Origin of the sequence: Butyrivibrio sp. NC2007, assembly GCF_000421405.1 — a bacterium.
GTDB lineage: Bacteria > Bacillota > Clostridia > Lachnospirales > Lachnospiraceae > Butyrivibrio.
The window spans coordinates 97199-115299 of sequence record NZ_ATWY01000011.1 but is presented as its reverse complement, the minus strand read 5'-3'; the positions used below and the strand labels follow the sequence as shown (position 1 = coordinate 115299).

Annotated in this window: 15 protein-coding genes; 4 read left to right on the top strand and 11 right to left on the bottom strand. The window is 43.9% G+C overall.

Translation table 11 applies throughout. From position 1 onward, the window contains the following. The first annotated feature begins 3 nt into the window (after window positions 1-3). The 3 genes from G632_RS0110335 to G632_RS22165 are packed head-to-tail and all read left to right on the top strand — an operon-like array spanning window position 4 to window position 2972. Window positions 4-1206 carry a 2-hydroxyacyl-CoA dehydratase family protein gene (locus tag G632_RS0110335; protein WP_022769058.1) on the top strand — a complete coding sequence of 401 codons (1203 nt, stop codon included), beginning with the start codon at window positions 4-6 and terminating at the stop codon, window positions 1204-1206. Continuing rightward, on the top strand, window positions 1199-2764 hold the full coding sequence (locus tag G632_RS0110330; protein ID WP_022769057.1) for a 2-hydroxyacyl-CoA dehydratase family protein: 1566 nt from the start codon (window positions 1199-1201) through the stop codon (window positions 2762-2764). The genes G632_RS0110335 and G632_RS0110330 overlap by 8 nt, the downstream gene beginning before the upstream one ends. Window positions 2765-2804: 40 nt before the next feature. Further along, window positions 2805-2972, top strand: a complete 168-nt coding sequence (locus G632_RS22165) for a hypothetical protein (protein ID WP_022769055.1) — start codon at window positions 2805-2807, stop codon at window positions 2970-2972. 64 nt (window positions 2973-3036) lie between these two features. On the opposite strand, the gene G632_RS0110320 is transcribed toward G632_RS22165, so the two are convergent. The 4 genes from G632_RS0110320 to G632_RS0110305 form a co-directional block, all read right to left on the bottom strand. After that, window positions 3037-4692 carry a bifunctional metallophosphatase/5'-nucleotidase gene (locus G632_RS0110320; protein ID WP_022769053.1) on the bottom strand — a complete coding sequence of 552 codons (1656 nt, stop codon included), beginning with the start codon at window positions 4690-4692 and terminating at the stop codon, window positions 3037-3039. Between the two features lie 92 nt (window positions 4693-4784). Then, the gene (locus G632_RS0110315) at window positions 4785-5660 is read right to left on the bottom strand and encodes a PHP domain-containing protein (protein WP_022769052.1); all 876 of its coding nucleotides are present in this window, start codon (window positions 5658-5660) and stop codon (window positions 4785-4787) included. 85 nt (window positions 5661-5745) lie between these two features. Beyond that, window positions 5746-8592, bottom strand: a complete 2847-nt coding sequence (gene ppdK, locus G632_RS19625; RefSeq protein WP_022769051.1) for a pyruvate, phosphate dikinase — start codon at window positions 8590-8592, stop codon at window positions 5746-5748. Window positions 8593-8682: 90 nt separating this feature from the next. After that, a complete protein-coding gene (locus G632_RS0110305; protein ID WP_022769049.1) occupies window positions 8683-9567 on the bottom strand; it encodes a glycerophosphodiester phosphodiesterase family protein in 885 nt (294 codons plus the stop codon). A gap of 183 nt (window positions 9568-9750) precedes the next feature. Between G632_RS0110305 and G632_RS0110300 the strand changes: the two genes are divergently transcribed. Next, complete coding sequence (locus tag G632_RS0110300) at window positions 9751-11061, top strand: MFS transporter (protein ID WP_022769048.1); 1311 nt, start codon at window positions 9751-9753, stop codon at window positions 11059-11061. 68 nt (window positions 11062-11129) lie between these two features. On the opposite strand, the gene G632_RS0110295 is transcribed toward G632_RS0110300, so the two are convergent. From G632_RS0110295 to G632_RS0110265, 7 genes are all read right to left on the bottom strand, one after another. Continuing rightward, complete coding sequence (locus G632_RS0110295; protein WP_022769047.1) at window positions 11130-12005, bottom strand: phosphoribosylaminoimidazolesuccinocarboxamide synthase; 876 nt, start codon at window positions 12003-12005, stop codon at window positions 11130-11132. Window positions 12006-12053: 48 nt separating this feature from the next. Beyond that, window positions 12054-13694: an ABC-F family ATP-binding cassette domain-containing protein gene (locus G632_RS0110290; protein ID WP_022769046.1), complete on the bottom strand. Its 1641-nt coding sequence runs from the start codon at window positions 13692-13694 to the stop codon at window positions 12054-12056. A 45-nt stretch (window positions 13695-13739) separates the two neighbouring features. Beyond that, complete coding sequence (locus G632_RS0110285) at window positions 13740-15539, bottom strand: EAL domain-containing protein (protein ID WP_196802287.1); 1800 nt, start codon at window positions 15537-15539, stop codon at window positions 13740-13742. 207 nt (window positions 15540-15746) lie between these two features. Then, entirely contained in the window at window positions 15747-16346 is a 600-nt protein-coding gene (thrH, locus tag G632_RS0110280; RefSeq protein WP_022769043.1) for a bifunctional phosphoserine phosphatase/homoserine phosphotransferase ThrH, read from the bottom strand. A gap of 79 nt (window positions 16347-16425) precedes the next feature. Beyond that, on the bottom strand, window positions 16426-17235 hold the full coding sequence (locus G632_RS0110275; RefSeq protein ID WP_022769042.1) for a Cof-type HAD-IIB family hydrolase: 810 nt from the start codon (window positions 17233-17235) through the stop codon (window positions 16426-16428). A gap of 1 nt (window position 17236) precedes the next feature. Beyond that, entirely contained in the window at window positions 17237-17491 is a 255-nt protein-coding gene (locus G632_RS0110270) for a hypothetical protein (protein WP_022769040.1), read from the bottom strand. A gap of 20 nt (window positions 17492-17511) precedes the next feature. Further along, on the bottom strand, window positions 17512-18096 hold the full coding sequence (locus G632_RS0110265) for a Maf family protein (RefSeq protein WP_022769039.1): 585 nt from the start codon (window positions 18094-18096) through the stop codon (window positions 17512-17514). Window positions 18097-18101: the final 5 nt, after the last annotated feature.

Below are 18101 nucleotides of genomic sequence, written 5' to 3'. Positions count from 1 at the left end.
ATAGTGAAAGACTTAAAACATCTGATTTTCTTCGAGAATCTGCTCCTTGAGGCAAACAATGAGCTGGTTCAAAAAGCACAGGCAGATGGCAATATTTGTGTTGCCTACGCCTGCGAAAACACTCCCGAACCACTACTTAATCTTCCGGGGTGTTTTTCCGCACGTCTCCGTGCACCAAGGACAGGATCCTTGGACATCTCCACTTACTACATGACAAGCTTTCTATGCGAATACAGCCGTGCTCTTTTAGAGCGCGCCATTGAAGGAGGCTATAATTTTGCTGACGCGGTAATTACTCCGGACGGCTGCTCTATGATGAATCGCTGCATAGAGAACATGGAACTTCTTAATACTCTTGGCAAGGGTAAGGACAAGTTCTTTTTCGAGTATATGGAGATTCCCATGAAGGCCGATGACAACGGTCTTAATCTCTATGTAGTTCAGTGCAGAAACCATATTTTAAAGCCGCTTAGCGAGAAATACGGCATCGATATTTCCGATGAGGCTATCAGGAAAGCCATAGCAGATCACAACCGCGTATGCGAGCTGATCCGTGCAATAGGTGATTTCAGGAAGGAAGAAAATCCACGTATCACCGGCTATGAATTTAATGTGATCACTCTGGCAACCTATGTTGCTCCTAAATATCTTTTACTGGATAAGCTCGAAGAGACTTTAGAGGAATTAAAGACCCGCGAGCCTGATGAGAAGAATGCTTTCAGGGCAAGGGTACTTGTTGTAGGCTCTGAAGTTGACGACACAGACTTTGTTAAGCTCATTGAGGACGCCGGCGCCTATGTATGTGCCGACCGTTTCTGCTACGGCTCTCTTCCGGGCAGAAATCCTATCATTTTAAACGATGAGGAAGATCCTCTTACTCAGATCTGCAGAGCTTATATGAACAGAGGTGAATGCCCTCGCTACATGAACACTGACAAAATGGATCACCGCAGGATCTACGTGGATGAGCTTGCCAAGGAATATAAAGCCGACGGCATTATCTACCAGCAGATGAAATTCTGCGACCCATGGGCTTATGAAAAGATGATGGGTTCAACTATCCTCAGAAACACTTACGGCTATCCTGTTCTTTCAGTTGACAGGCCTTACAGCATAGGTGTATCCGGACAGATGACCACCAGAGTACAGGCCTTTGTCGAGAGCATAGAGATTAAAAAGATTCAGCGAGGTGATGCAAATGGCTAAAGAGATTGGCGCCGACAGGCTCGGTGATTTTTATAAAGAGGGATCCCTGGTCAGAAAAAGACGTGAATGGCGCGGACTTGCGGACACAATGTACGACTATTCAAGATGGCTTAAGATCATGATGACACTTGGTAAATTCGTCTTGAAGCCAAGAAATGTAAAGGCCATGTTCAGATATCGCTGGATGGCCAACTACCTGGCAGTTCCCATGATGGTTGACAGACATACACAAGGTCTTAGAGGCGAGTACCTGCGTATCTGTCACGAGGAGCAGGACCTTGTTATCGACGACGTAGCCAAGCTCCTTGACTCACTCTTTAGGGGTGATCGCAGGATCGGCAATGACAAGAAGTTTTCAGATAAGGTGGTTCTTGTTGACGAAAACGAGATGACAGCTGTAATGATGGGCTTCCCCACTCTTAAATGTCTCTCAAGAGAAACTCCTTCCACCTATGTATCGGTTCTCCTTAATCAGTACGCTGCATGCCACTATATCGATGTGGCTCAGGAATACGGTCTTGCCGGAGACGTATGCCCCATGCCCGAGGCTGAGGCAGGTGTTTCCATAGACGATGATGCTCCGATCCTTGGTGCATGCGCTATCCAATGCAACACAACCTGCGACGGTTCACTTCTTGGTAACGGTGTAATCTCCCAGCGTCTTGAGAAGGAGAATGGAATCCCTGTATTCCAGCTTGCTGCTCCTCTTCGTCACAGAGAGGATGACGTTCAGGAATATGCTGCTCAGGAGATCAGAAACGCCATCGCCTTCATCGAGAAGCACACCGGCGTTAAATGGGACTGGAAGGCATACTTTGAGTGTGCAAAGCGTGTTAACTACGCAACCGAGTGCCGTCAGGAGTGGCTTGAAATGAACCGTACTCCTTACCCTCAGGTATTTGGTTCAAACCTTGCTCTCTACACAGAGACCAACTACATGGCCATCTGCGGAAGAGTTGCAGCCTTCGAGAAGGCAGATAAAAAGATAACCAAACTTGCTCGTCAGGCTTATGCAAAAAAGAAAATGGCAGCCAAGGAATACAGACACCGTGCTATCGTTTGGGGCGTTCAGTCCCACTACTACATGGACTTCCTGGTATGGCTCCTTAACTGCTGGGGTATTGTTCCTCTTACAGATATGCTTTCAATGGTATCCACCAAGAAGCTTGTCACCGAGGACACTCCCGAGAACAGAGAACAGGCCATCTACGATATGGCATGGCTTACTGAGAACATGATCATGAGAAACAGAACCCACGGCGGTTACAAGGTTCTTCTTGATGAGCTCTGGGAGTTTGTTGAGATGTTCAACGCAGACATGGTTATCCTCTGGGAGCACATGAGCTGCAAGGCCCTCGATGGAATGCATGGTCTCTTCGAAGAAAAGGCCCGTGAAAAGGGTATCCCTCTTGTCTGGGTATCCCACGACCTCTTCGATCCACGTATCATCTCCCGCCAGGGCGTTCGTGATCAGATCAACTCCTTCATGAGGACAGTATTTAACGAGGAGCCGATTGATCCATCACTTGAAGTTCTTCCGGATGAAAAGAGCTGGTAATGGAATTTCACTTAAATCTATAACACAAGGAGAAAAAGAAATGGCAACATTTTTGCATGTTATAAAAGTAATAGTGATCGTTATCGCTGCTCTCTTCGCCCTGACCTTCACTGTCTACATCTTCAACCTTGATATGAAGCTCACAGCAGCTATCTATCCATGGCTCAACAAGCAGTACGATAAGGTTAAGAGAGATCAGCACCTTTAATATTGATCGTATATGAAAAGAAGCCTGCCACGCAATCTGCATGGCAGGCTTAATTTTTGTTGAATTACTTAATTGTCTGATCTCCGCGAGGCTCAGCATACTTACTTCCTATATTTCCATGAAGTTCTTCTGTTATGTATGCCATAACTGCCTCGTCAAGAGGAATACCTGTGTCAAACTTCTCTGTTGCCTGTGAGAAACCATAATAGGTATCTCCACCATCAGAGATGAAGTTGTTTGTAACTACAGCATATGTATCTGTCTTAGAGAAAGGCTGATCATTAATACTCTCAATTGTTACCCTGTTAATGCTTGCAGGCTTATGATAAGTTGATGCAGGATATGCCGGGCCTGCTGCATATGACTTGCCGGTATTGATGGTAAATTTAATTCCTGTTGTCTGAGGGTAGCCACCAACGGGATCCGGTGTACAGAAGGTTGAAGCCTCAAGAGCCTCAAGAAGCTGCTCACCTGTTACATATACAACAGTAACTGTATTGCCGAAAGGAAGAACCGTGTTGACGTCTTTCTTGGTAACATCTCCGGCCTTAATTGGCGCTCTAAGTCCACCACCGTTTGTAATTGCTACCGCATGGGAAGGGTCAACAGATATTGAGCCTGCATCCTTTGTAACTGTCCAGAGCATTGCCTCTGATACAAGGTCGCCCATGTTGGTCTCCTGAGTTCTGTTTCCGGGTGCTTTCTCACCGTTAAGATTAACCTCGCTCTTAGCAAATACAACATCATACTCAGCGTTTATTCTTTTGATAATGTTTGTTGTGATCGCATCTGCTACTACTTCCTTCTGAAGTCCGTCAAGACTAAGGACATAGCTGTTTTCAATCTTCTTTGTAGCATCATCGATAACAAGAACGCCGATGGTCTCAAGCTTAGTTCCTGTAGATTCCATCTGTTCCTTGCCTTCAGCACTCATAACTGTGTGTGAATGTCCATCAAAAAGAAAATCTATACCCTTTACATGATCATAGAAGATATCGCTGCTGATGCCTTCTCTTGCAGCTTCTTTATCAACTCCAAGGTGAGCAAGGCAGATAACAAGATCAGCGCCCTGTGCCTTGAGCTCATCTACCTGCTTCTGTCCACAGGCATACAGATCACCCTTTGAAAGGAATGTAAGTCCCTTAATAAATACAGGATTGGACTTAGTCTGTGTCTCGGGTGTATTTACACCAAAGAATCCAAGCTTAAGACCTGACTTTGTTGTATACATGGTATTGGGATCAAAAATAGGATTGCCATTTGCATCAAGAATGTTAGCGCAGACTGTCTTAAACTTACCAACTGCAATATTAGCGCGCAGCTGAGTCTGGCCATAATCAAATTCATGATTACCGATGGTAATTATGTCATATCCCGCTGCATTCATTGAAGTAACAGCATCAGCTCCCTTTGACTGAGCTACATAAGAAGTACCCTGGGAGAAGTCTCCGGAATCAACCAGAATAACTTCAGCTCCCCTCTTCTGGAAGTTCTGCTTAACAGATGCTATATAAGCATAACGTCCGATAGCTCCGTGAACATCATTGGAATGAAGAATGATTGTCTTGCCGGAAAGATCGGCAGGAACATCGGCAATTGTCATGACCTCTGCTATAGGATTGTAAGCAAAAGCTGTCAAAGCTGTAGCTCTTGTGGCTAATACCATTGCCAATACAAGAAGAACTGATAATACACTTTTTAAAACTCTTTGTCTTTTCATACACTTTCCTCCTAAGAAATATTTAGAGTACATCAATCATTATATAATTCACGGGCTACAATTCATACAGTATTCTGACAAATTAAAATTGGTCAAAATTGTGCAGTTTCACCATAAAAAAGAGACATCTCTTTTATGGGGCCCAGAAGATCCTCCGGCAGGAACAGTTTCCCCATTCCCGTCCCCAGATCAATCTTTGGTTTATTGGCTCCATGGAAGTCAGAGCCTCCGCTCACAGCAAGGTTGTACTTAGCTGCCAGTTCTTTTATCTGCCTCTCTTCTGAGGGACTGTAGGTTGAGTAGATGGCCTCTATTCCCTTAAGCCCGGCGTCTTTTAGCCTTGACACCAAGGCATCAAGCTTTCTGTCGCTCATATGATACAGTATGGGATGAGCCAAAATAGGTACTCCACCGGCTTCAAGCACATAGCCAATGGCTTCCTCCGGTGATATCTTTTCTCTTTCAACGTAGTATGGGCAGTTGTCTCCTATGTATTTATCAAATACCTCGTTTCTGTTCCTGGCATATCCCCTGTCCACCATGAACCCCGCATAATGGGCTCTTGTGAGCACAGCTCCCGGAAAAGAGCTGACAAGCTCCTCGTAGGATATTGGAATGCCGGCTTCCTCAGATAGCTTTTTGCACATCTTCTTGTTTCTCTCAGTTCTTGAGTCAATGAATTGCTGCAGCTTACCGGTAAATTCAGTGTTGTGATGATCTATATAGAGTCCGACAATATGAACGTCTTTCCCCTCTTCCACAGTAGAAAACTCAATTCCCGGGACAAACTCCATATCAGGATAATTCTCTTTTACATATAAAGCTCCCTCATCAAGGCCATCAACCGTGTCATGGTCGGTAAGGGCAATGGCGGAAAGGTTCTTCTCATGGGCATAGTCCATAAGCTCTTTTACCGAAAAGGTTCCATCTGAACAGTTTGAATGTGTATGTAAGTCTATTCCTCGCATTTTAAACCTCCAACATCCCCTATTTTATCATAAAAAAGAGAACCACCCGTATTGGATGGTTCTCTAAAGATCATTTAATGATCAATTATTTGTTTCTAGCCTCTTTGTAAGCCTTAACTGCAGCGTCAACGCCTGCCTTAAGACCCTCAAGACCAGCCTTGGCAACCTCAGCTGACTGCTCAGCGAGCTCCTTAGCGATCTCCTCAGCCTTCTTTGCAGCCTCTTCAAGCTTAGCCTTTGTCTCGTCATCTACGAAAGACTTTGTGTCTGCACCACACTTGTCGCACTTCTTCTCAGCCTTCTCAGCGATAGCAGCCTGAGCAGCAGCAAGTCTAGCAACAGGAACACGGAAAGGTGAGCATGATACATAGTCAAGTCCGATCTTGTGGCAGAACTCAACTGATGAAGGATCTCCACCGTGCTCTCCGCAGATACCTACATGAAGTGAAGGATTTACAGGCTTACCGAGCTTGAGTGACATCTCCATGAGCTTACCAACACCTGTCTGGTCAAGCTTAGCAAATGGATCGTTCTCAAAGATCTTGGTGTCATAGTATGCATTGAGGAACTTACCAGCGTCATCACGTGAGAATCCGAATGTCATCTGTGTAAGGTCGTTTGTACCGAAGCAGAAGAAATCAGCTTCCTTAGCGATCTCATCAGCTGTAAGAGCAGCTCTTGGGATCTCGATCATTGTACCAACTTCGTAGTCAAGCTTAGCACCTGCAGCAGCGATCTCAGCATCAGCTGTCTCTACTACTATCTGCTTAACATACTTAAGCTCCTTAACTTCGCATACAAGAGGGATCATTATCTCAGGCTTAACGTTCCAGTCTGAGTGAGCCTTCTGTACTTCAAGAGCAGCACGGATAACAGCCTTTGTCTGCATCTTAGCGATCTCAGGATATGTAACTGCAAGACGACATCCTCTGTGACCCATCATAGGGTTGAACTCGTGAAGAGAATTGATGATAGCCTTGATTTCGTCTACGCTCTTGCCCTTAGCGTCAGCAAGCTTCTTGATCTCGTCCTCAGTTGTAGGAACGAACTCGTGAAGAGGTGGATCAAGGAATCTGATTGTAACAGGGCATCCCTCAAGAGCCTCATAGAGCTGCTTGAAGTCGTTCTGCTGATAAGGAAGGATCTTCTCAAGAGCAGCTTCTCTCTCTTCTACTGTATCTGAGCAGATCATCTCACGGAATGCAGCAATTCTGTCTTCCTCGAAGAACATGTGCTCTGTACGGCAAAGACCGATACCCTCAGCACCAAGCTCTCTAGCCTTCTTAGCATCAGCAGGTGTATCAGCGTTTGTACGAACCTTAAGTCTTCTGAACTCATCAGCCCATGCCATGATACGTCCGAACTCGCCGGCGATCTTAGCATCAACTGTTGCGATCTGACCATCGTAAATGTTACCTGTTGTACCATCGATTGAGATGTAATCTCCCTCGTGGAACTCTTTTCCTGCAAGAGTGAACTTCTTGTTCTCCTCGTCCATGTTGATGTCGCCACAACCTGATACGCAGCACTCACCCATACCACGAGCAACTACTGCAGCGTGTGATGTCATACCACCACGAACTGTAAGGATACCCTGAGCAGCCTTCATACCTGTGATGTCCTCAGGTGATGTCTCAAGACGAACAAGAACAACCTTCTCGCCTCTCTCAGCCCAAGCTACAGCGTCATCAGCTGTGAATACAACCTTACCGCAAGCAGCTCCGGGTGATGCGCCAAGACCCTTTCCAAGAGGAGTAGCAGCCTTAAGTGCAGCAGCGTCGAACTGAGGGTGAAGAAGTGTATCAAGGTTACGAGGATCGATCATTGCAACTGCCTCTTCAGGAGTCTTGTGTCCCTCGTCAACAAGGTCGCAAGCGATCTTAAGAGCAGCAGGAGCTGTTCTCTTACCGTTACGGCACTGAAGCATGTAGAGCTTCTTGTTCTCTACTGTGAACTCCATATCCTGCATGTCATGGTAGTGATTCTCTAAAGTCTCACAAACCTTGATGAACTCTGCATAAGCCTCAGGGAATTCCTGCTCCATCTGAGCGATTGGCATAGGTGTACGAACACCTGCAACTACGTCCTCACCCTGAGCGTTGATAAGGAACTCACCCATGAGCTTGTTCTCACCAGTAGCAGGGTCACGTGTGAATGCAACACCTGTACCTGACTCATTGTTAAGGTTACCGAATACCATAGGCATTACGTTAACAGCTGTTCCCCATGAGTAAGGGATGTCGTTGTCACGACGATATACGTTAGCACGAGGGTTATCCCATGAACGGAATACAGCCTCGATAGCAAGCTTAAGCTGCTCTACAGGATCTGAAGGGAAGTCCTTACCAAGCTGGTTCTTGTACTCGGCCTTGAACTGCTCAGCAAGCTCTTTAAGATCTGCTGCTGTAAGGTCAACGTCAAACTTAACGCCCTTCTTCTCTTTCATCTGGTCGATAAGCTGCTCGAAGTACTTCTTACCAACCTCCATAACTACATCAGAGAACATCTGAATGAAACGACGATATGAATCATATACGAAACGCTCGAAAGCAGGATCAGGATTGCCCTTGATCATAGCTGCTACAACTTCGTCATTAAGACCAAGGTTAAGGATTGTATCCATCATACCAGGCATAGATGCACGAGCACCTGAACGAACGGAAACAAGGAGAGGATTCTGAAGATCACCAAACTTCTTGCCGTTGATCTCTTCCATCTTCTTAACGCCTTCCATAGCCTGAGCCATGATCTCGTCGTTAATCTTACGACCATCCTCGTAATACTGTGTACAAGCCTCAGTTGTGATTGTGAAGCCCTGTGGTACCGGAAGGCCAATGCTTGTCATCTCAGCAAGGTTAGCACCCTTACCACCGAGGAGGTTACGCATTGTCATGTCACCTTCACTAAACATATAAACCCATTTGTTCGCCATGTTTTTACCTTTCTTACCGGAATACAGTCCGGTAACCTTTCATATATACATTTTTTATAACTACTGTGTGATTAATACACAGGAATTACCTTATGATGGTATAAAGCTGTCAAAAATATAAATGTCAAAGTCCTCTTTAGCTGCTTCAAGCTGCTCCTGATCCTTGATAGTCCAGGCAGCGGTAACACATTTGTACAAATGTCTGCAAAGCTGCATTGAAAGACTCTTTGGATATTTGCGGTTAAACGCAATAAAATCCGGTTTTGCCAAAAAATTGAAAAACAGATTGGTGAGTATAAAATACAGTGCTCCTTTAAATTCCTCGGGCTTATCCCTGTGGAACTGATCTGAAAGCTGACCCCTGAAAATCTCGGGGCGATGTCTTCTGTACCAGATTATCCCCAACGGATTAAAAGATTCAATACAGTACACACCTTTGTAGTTTCTAAGAAGCGTATCTACCTTAGGACATACGGACAAATCTCCTCGCTCGATCTTAAGCTCAATGATAAGCGGAACCTTTCCGTCTACAAGCTTAAGAAAATCTTCAAACCTCGGTATCTTTTCTTCAGAATTTAGAATATGAAACTTCTGAAGTTCCTCAAAGGTATAATCGATAACCTTACCGGCTACGCCTATGCTGCCATCTTCGTTTCTGACTGCATCTTCCGGTATCTCACTGCCTGAGTATCTTGCTACTCTTGCCAGTGTGAAATCATGGAAAATTACCGGAACACCATCCCTGGTCAGCTGAACATCGCACTCTATTCCATATCCTGCCATAACAGCCTTGCCAAAAGCAGCCATTGTGTTCTCCGGGGCATCGGTATTGTTATCATGAAGTCCCCTGTGAGCATAAAGGACATTCAGGTATGGTTTTCTGTCAGGTCTCCTTGTCATTCTTGGCATGATAATAAGTAAGTAAAGAACTGCCAAAACTGCCAGAACTATGCATAAAACCTTGATTGTAACCATCAAATCACTTCCTGAAATTGATAAATTTATAACTTGTCCGCCAATTATTTTACATTGTCTTCCTTGATTACGCAAGAAATATAGTGCCTATAATGGAAAAAATTCTGTGAAGTGATTGTAAAAAGTTTATTTTTACACTATTCTTAATTCATATCCTATACAAAAAGGGGGATTTTGGGGGAAATGAAACTAAATTATAGGAGAACCATTCTAATTGGACTTGCATTTTTGTCCATCACAGCTTTCTGGCAGTTCTACGACAACGAGATTCCAAAGATACTCAAATACAACTTTGGCCTGGGCGAGACTCTTACCGGCGTTATAATGGCCCTGGACAATGTCCTTGCGCTGTTTCTTCTTCCGCTTTTCGGAGCTCTCTCCGACAAGACAAACACAAAGCTCGGAAAAAGAACTCCGTACATCTTATTCGGAACCATATCTGCCATGGTACTTTACTTCGTGCTCATCCAGGTAGCAAAGCCTTCCGGCAGCCTTATCTTCTTTATTATAGTGCTTCTGCTTCTTCTCGTAGCCATGGGTACATACAGATCACCTGCCGTATCGCTTATGCCTGACCTTACACCGGCTCCGCTTCGAAGCTCAGCTAATGCCATAATCAATCTCATGGGAGCTCTCGGTGGTGCTTTCACTCTGGTTCTTACCATGGTATTCATTGACAGCAATACTTCAGCTGCTGAAGTCAACTACACTCCTATCATGTGTGGCGTACTTGCGATCATGGGCATAGCAGTCCTGGTACTTCTTCTTACGGTAAAAGAGCCTGTCATAGCCAAAAAGATACAGGAAGAAGGCGGACTTCACTCCCTTGGTGAAGAGCTTGAAAACGAAGAAGGGAACAATGCAAACAAAGGTAAAGCTCTTCCAAAAGACGTATTTAAGAGCCTTGTATTCCTATTATTATCGGTTGCATTCTGGTACATGGCATACAACGCTGTCACCACTGCTTACACCAGATATGTCAGCGAAGTCTGGCACCTTAACGGTGATGGCTACGCAATGACCATGATGATTGCCATGGTTGCAGCCATCATCAGCTATGTTCCCGTAGGTATTGTTTCCAGCAAGATAGGACGAAAGAAAGTAATACTCTTTGGCGTAGTTCTCATGAGTATATGCTATCTTGTAGCAGCGCTGATGCCTGTATATAACGGAATCGTCAATGTCTTTTTCGCAATAATCGGAATCGGCTGGGCAGCCATCAACGTAAACAGCTATCCTATGGTTGTTGAGATGAGTAAATCAGGCGACATCGGCAAGTACACCGGGACCTACTACACCTTCTCAATGGCCGCTCAGGTATTTACACCTATCCTTTCAGGCTTCCTTCTTGAACACGTATCCTATAGGACACTGTTCCCATACGCCTTTATCTTCTCAACCCTGGCATTCTTCACAATGCTCATGGTTAAACACGGCGACTCAAGACCTGAAGCTAAAAAGAATGTCCTTGAACACTTTGATGTAGATGATTAAATAATGGCAAAAATAAACCGCCCGGACCTGTATATGGTCCGAGCGGTATTTTTTATTCATATTCTTAATCAGATCTCAAGTTCTTTTCCTGTGAGGAGTCTGTAAGCCTCAAGGTACTTGTCGATGGTCTTGTCGATGACTTCCTGAGGAAGGTTGTAGTCGCACTCAGGATTAGCCTTTAAGTAGTTACGTACGAACTGCTTGTCGAAGGAAGGCTGGTCATGACCGGGCTCATATCCTTCTACAGGCCAGAAACGTGAGCTGTCGGGTGTGAGCATCTCATCACCGATAACTACCTCTCCGTTCTCATCAAGGCCAAACTCAAACTTGGTGTCTGCAATGATGATTCCCTTTGTGAGGGCGTACTCTGCACATTTCTTGTAAAGAGCTATTGTGTAGTCTCTTATCTTTGTAGCATACTCAAGGCCATGTCCGGGGAAGTCTCTCTCAAGAACTTCTACGCTGCGGTCAAAATCGATATTCTCGTCGTGATCACCGATCTCAGCCTTGGTGCTTGGTGTGTAGATGGGTTCAGGGATCTTGTCGCATTCCTTAAGTCCCTCAGGGAGCTTGATTCCGCATACTGTTCCGTCCTGAACGTAGCTCTTCCAGCCTGAACCTGTTATATATCCTCTTACGATGCACTCTATAGGAAGCATTGTCAGCTTTTTACAGAGCATACTGTTACCTGTAAACTTAGGTGATCTGAAAAACTCAGGCATATCTGCCGTATCTGTACTGATCATGTGGTTCTTTACAATGTCTTTTGTCAGATCAAACCAGAACTTAGACATCTGTGTAAGAACTGCACCCTTCTTTGTGACCTTGTTCTTAAGGATCACGTCAAATGCTGAGATCCTGTCGGTAGCAACCATGATAAGGTTCTCACCGATATCGTAGATCTCACGAACTTTTCCCTCTTTTACTGGACTGTACTCCTGCATAACTGCTCCTCCTATATAGATATTGACCTTATTTATATAAAGACGTAATTAGTCGTCTTCTTCCTCATCGGCAACAGTGTTATAAACTGTACGCTTTCTGGCCATCTCATCATTTTCAAGGTACTCATCATATGTGGATCTCTTATCCACAAGTGTTCCGTCCGGAAGGATCTCCATGATCCTGTTGGCTGTTGTCTGTACAACCTGGTGGTCTCTGCAGGCAAAAAGTTCAACGCCCGGGAACTTTATCATTCCGTCATTAAGTGCGGAGATTGACTCCATATCAAGGTGGTTTGTAGGCTCATCGAAGATAAGGCAGTTTGCACCGCTGATCATCATCTTTGAAAGAAGACATCTTACCTTCTCTCCTCCGGAAAGAACCTTAACCTTCTTGATTCCGTCCTCTCCCGCAAAGAGCATACGTCCAAGGAAGCCTCTTACATAAGTGGAATCCTTGATCTCAGAATAACCTGTAAGCCACTCTGTGATGTTGTAATCGTTGTCAAACTCTTTTGTATTATCCTTGGGGAAGTACGCCTGTGAAGTTGTTACGCCCCACTTGTAGGTTCCCTCATCCGGCTCAATCTCTCCCATAAGGATTTGGAAAAGAGTTGTCTTAGCCAGCTCGTTACCGCCTACAAAAGCGATCTTGTCGTCGTGCTGAACCACGAATGAGATATTATCAAGAACCTTCTCTCCGTTAATGGTCTTGGAGATTCCGTCAACAGTGAGGACTTCGTTACCGATCTCACGATCAGGTCTGAAATCAATGTAAGGATATTTTCTGCTTGAAGGCTTGATGGTATCAAGCTCGATCTTCTCAAGAGCTCTTTTTCTTGAAGTAGCCTGCTTGGATTTGGAAGCATTAGCTGAGAATCTTGCAATGAACTCTTTAAGTTCCTTGATCTGCTCTTCCTTCTTCTTGTTGGCTTCTTTCATCTGGCGGATCATGAGCTGTGAAGACTCATACCAGAAGTCATAGTTACCGGCATAGAGCTGGATCTTGCCGTAATCGATATCAGCAATGTATGTACATACCTTATTAAGGAAGTATCTGTCGTGGGATACTACAATAACGATGTTCTCATAATTGATGAGGAACTCCTCAAGCCATGCAATAGCGTCCAAATCCAGGTGGTTGGTAGGCTCGTCGAGAAGCAGGATATCGGGATTTCCGAAAAGAGCTCTCGCAAGAAGAACCTTGACCTTCTGATTACCGTCAAGCTCCTTCATAAGCTTGTAGTGGTTCTCAGTCTCAATACCAAGTCCGTTAAGAAGACTCTCGGCATCTGACTCAGCTTCCCATCCGTTCATCTCGGCAAATTCAGCCTCAAGCTCACTTGCTCTTATTCCGTCCTCATCGGAGAAATCCTCTTTGGCGTAGATTGCATCCTTCTCCTTCATTACCTCAAGAAGACGGGCATTTCCACCCATAACGGTGTCAAGAACAACGTTATCATCGTACTTAAAGTGATCCTGTTCAAGGAAAGAAAGACGCTCACCGGGAGTTATAGCGATATCTCCATTGGTGGTCTCTATCTGTCCTGACAGGATCTTAAGAAATGTAGATTTACCTGCTCCGTTGGCACCGATGATGCCATAGCAGTTACCTTCTGTGAATTTGATGTTTACATCTTCAAAAAGAGCCTTTTTACCGACTCTAAGGGTTACATTGTTTGCACTGATCATTTAATAAATCCTCATATAATAAACTTTAGCTTGCAACAGTTCGTATTATATGGGATTGCCCGGCAAATTGCAACTGCTGTATTTCTTTATAAACTCATCCATGGGAATCGGTTTGGAATAGTAATATCCCTGAAGATAGTCAGCTCCAAGCTCTGTTACTATCTTTCTCATTTTATCATCTTCTATTCCTTCACATGTGGTCTTAAATCCCATGCGTTTAAAAGTCGATATCATGCTGGGAAGAATCTCGTCAGGCTTTTTGCAATAGTCCCATACAACACTCATATCGATCTTAATATCAACAAAGGGATAGCTCTTTATTCTGGAGAGATTTGACGATCCCGTTCCGTAATCATCCAGGGCAAATTCAAATCCCTTCTCTATCATGGCCTGAACCTGTTTGTTCATTATGCTCTCATCTGCCAGGGAAACCTCGGTGATCTCAAGGTGTATCTTCTCTGGATCAACACCATACTTTTCAACTATGGAAGCGTATCTTTCCGCCAGATCTCTTTTTATGAACTGAGCAGGAGAAAGATTGACACTCACCCACTTCATTCCAATATCTGTCATATTGTAATCTGAAGCAAACTTACATGCTTTCTCAAATATCTGTTCTCCGAGAGCATTGATCCTGCCGTTTGCCTCAGCCACAGGGATAAATAAACCGGGAGGAATGATATTGCCCTTTTCATCCCTTATCCTGGCCAGTGCCTCTGCTCCGACGAGCCTTCCGCTTTTTGCTTCTATAAAGGGCTGGAAGAAAACTTCAACCTTATCATGCTCTACAGCATACTCAAGGTTCTTCTTGAGAGCAGCCTTATCTACGTATTCATTTAGTTCCTTCTCGGTTACAACTACAGTCTCTTTCAGGTCGCCCTTATCAGCCTTCTCCATGGCATCCATAAGTGTACTTAAAAGGAAATCGGATGAAGCAACTTTTCCGTTTACGAGAGCTCCGCAAAAAGCAACCTCCAAATAAATCTCCAGGTTCTCAGATACCCATGGATTCTTAAACCTCTCTCTGATAATTTCTACAGCCTTCTCCAGGGGCATTTCCTTATCGCTGACCAAAAAGAATCTTCCGTTTCTGTAATAAAATGCATCATATTCAGGGAATGCAGTTAAAAGATACTGGCTTATCAGAGTAAGTCCCTGATCCAGCTGCCTTCCGCCATAAATGTCTCTCATTTCCATATAATTATGGATAACTATACCCAAAATCTTATGTTTTAACTTTCCGTTGTTCTCTTCGAAATAATCCCTAAAGGCATTACTGTTGAAAATTTTTCCTCTCGTCTCAAGATAAAACTCCGGATTACCGAATGCCAGATATGCAGTAATTATCGCTATTAAACAGAAACTATCCATAAGCAGATATGATGGAAAGATTTTTCTGAAGATAATCCCGGCTAAAAGCACGGCATTATAAAACAGCATCGTTAGAAAATGCCTTTTTCTGATAGTATTTCTATACTTAAGTGTGACATAAACAGAAAATGCTATATAGAAATATGAAACATAATACAGCAGGAAATAATATGGCCCGTTGTGATACTGCCCTCCATCCAGGTTATAGATAAGTCCGGTCCATGGGCTTAATAAGCTGAACATAAAACCCGCGCCAAAGGGCACACAAACAAGGGCTAAAACAGCCCTGTTTGAAGCATAATTGCGTTTAAATACAATTGAAGTAAATTCGAAAAAAGCAAGAGCTCTGCAGAAAAAGAATGCAAAGTAGCAGGCATTCAAAAGATGAGCTACCGATAAGCCCACCTCTGAAATATTACTGTCGGCCCAGCTTGCAATGATATCAAAGAATAAAACTGCACTTTCAACCCACAAAAGATACAAAAATGTCCTATTGATTTTAACCGAAAGCCTGGGTAACGAGAAATAAAACAGCAAGATTATAAATAGTACGAATAAACTATGGATTGCGTAGCCGTAATTCCACATACGGTTCCTCAATTCTTTCCTTACTGCACGTTAATAGTTAATTTAATTTTAAATAATTATTCACGCTATTACAATTGAAATAGTATTAAGACTTTATAAAACATTTTTTATTGCTGCAAGAAGATCGCTGTATTCCTCAAAAGCCTGAAGATGAGGATAATCCTCTTTTATCTTATCTGTAGTCCTGAATAAAAATCCACTCTTGGAGGCCTCGATCATAGCAAGATCGTTGTAGCTGTCTCCGCTGGCTATAGTATCATAACCGATAGACTGAAGTGCCTTAACGGTTGTGAGTTTGGAATTCTCGATTCTCATCTTAAAGCCTGTGATCTCTCCGCTTTCCGCAACCTCAAGGCTGTTGCAGAAAATAGTGGGCCATCCCAGCTTCTCCATAAGAGGAGTTGCAAACTGAGTGAAGGTATCGCTTATGATGATAACCTGGGTAAGGCTTCTGAGCTCGTCCAAAAACTCTTTTGCTCCGGGAAGCGGATCTATGGTTCTTATGGTATCCTGGATCTCTTTAAGTCCAAGGCCATGCTCCTTAAGAATTCCGATACGCCATTTCATGAGCTTGTCATAGTCGGGCTCATCTCTGGTTGTTCTCTTAAGCTCCGGTATTCCGCTGGCCTGTGAAAAGGCAATCCAAATCTCAGGTACCAGTACTCCTTCAAGGTCAAGACAAACTATATTCATGGCAAAATCCTCTTTTCTTCATTTTTTTACAAAACCTCGTTTAGTTTAGCACATTAAAGTGATGCAGACAACACTAAATTTATATCGCACCCAGAATAAACTCAGCAAGTCCGTCGTGGTCATTGTCAAACCTTGTCACCACATCAGCAGACTCTTTTACAAGGTCCGTTCCGTTTATCATGGCGATTCCGCATCCGGCCGCCTCGATCATGGAGATATCATTCTGCTCATCACCTGCTGCGTAGGTATTCTTTTCGTCAACCCCAAGGATACCGGCGAGTCTTTTGACTGCACTGCCCTTTCCGGCCTCGGAAGGGAATATCTCCATATAATTTGGATTTGAATACAAAAGAGTAAGCCTATCCCCTACCATTTCCTGAAGTGCCAGCCTAAACCTCTCCTGTTTTTCTCTGTCATGAAGCTCAATTGCTATCATCTTTGAAGGTGGCTGCTTCAAATAGGACATTACATCGTCAGTGACGATAAGCGGAGTCTTGATGACCCTTCTGTAGTACTGCATGCACTCGTTATCGTGCCTTGATACAATGTGATCTTCATTGTAGGTATGACAGTGCATATCATACTCCTCTGCAAGATCAAGGATGCTCTCCACAAGCTCCAGCGGAACTCCGGTCTTATATACGTATTTCTGTTCATCTACGCTGTATATCTCAGTTCCATTTGATCCGCACAGAAAGCTCCCTTTAAAATCAAGTCCCAGTCCATCGTAAACTGCTTTTGCGCTGTCTATCGCCCTTCCTGTATTTATACAAAAATAATGCCCTGAATCAGTGAATCTCTTCAGGGCATCTAAAGTATTCGGAGTAATCTTTTTTTCTGAATTAAGAAGTGTTCCATCCAGATCAAAAAAGAATATCTTTTTGTCCATTTTATCCCTCAACTATTAAGTATCTTCCGTCTCCGATATCAAACACCTCATCAGCATCAAGAACATTACCGCCCTCTGTATCGACGCCGGATTCCTCGAAGTATTCTTCTACCTCTTCAACTCCTTCAACAACTACAGCCATGCAGTCTTCAAGAAAAGCTTCAGCCTCTTCCTCATTGGATGCTACATCCTCAGGAAACAGCTGCCCCTGGTTTTCAAGAAAACATCTGATTACAGCTTCGTCATACTCATGCATAAACTTTTCCTCCATACCTCTCATAATAGTCCATGTTCTTTGAGTTCTTTGTAAAGCCTTGCCACAGGAAGTCCCATAACATTGTAATAATCACCCTTGATACCGGTTATGAACCTTGCAAAAAGCCCCTGTATCCCATAGGCTCCTGCCTTGTCATCGCACTCGCCGCTGTCAACATACCACTGAATTTCATCAGCGGACATTGATGCCACATCCACATCTGTGCACTCCGAAAAGGTAAAGCTCTTTAACAGTCCTTTTTCATTCCAGAAGACGCTGACTCCGGTATAAACGCTGTGTGCCTTACCCGAGAGCATTTCAACCATTTTGTAAGCATCGCTTCTGTCTGACGGTTTACCGAGTATCTTATGATTATATGATACAACGGTGTCTGCGCCGATTACAACAAGTGTGTCCTCTTCATTCGTAAAAGTTTTGTTAAATATTTCTTCGGCCTTCTGAAAAGAGAGTTCCTCAACAATCTCAGACGGAAGCTCTTTGGTCATTACCTCTTCTGAAACTGCAGGGATTATCTCAAATTCCGGTATGATTTTCGAAAGAAGTTCCTTTCTTCTTGGCGATCCGGAAGCCAGTATATATCTCATTGTTA